This is a genomic window from Agathobaculum sp. TL06 (assembly GCF_054658635.1).
On record NZ_BAAGGY010000079.1, the window covers coordinates 1 to 315 of the forward strand.

General features: G+C 46.7%; 1 rRNA gene. It reads left to right on the plus strand.

The features are described 5' to 3' along the window. Positions 1-315 (plus strand): 23S ribosomal RNA (locus ACYQ3S_RS15705); the annotation flags it as partial.

Genomic DNA, 315 nt, shown 5'->3' on the forward strand with positions numbered 1-315 from the left:
AAGTGGAAAATGATGTGAAACTGCGAAGACAACCAGGATGTTGGCTTAGAAGCAGCCACTCATTCAAAGAGTGCGTAATAGCTCACTGGTCGAGTGGTTTTGCGCAGAAAATGTAACGGGGCTAAGCGTTCAACCGAAGCTTAGGCATTGCAGTAATGCATTGGGTAGGGGAGCGTCGTATAAGAGGTGAAGTCAGAGCGTAAGCACTGGTGGATTTTATACGAGTGAGAATGCCGGAATAAGTAGCGAGAATTATGTGAGAATCATAATGGCCGAAAATCTAAGGTTTCTTGGGGAAGGTTCGTCCGCCCAAGG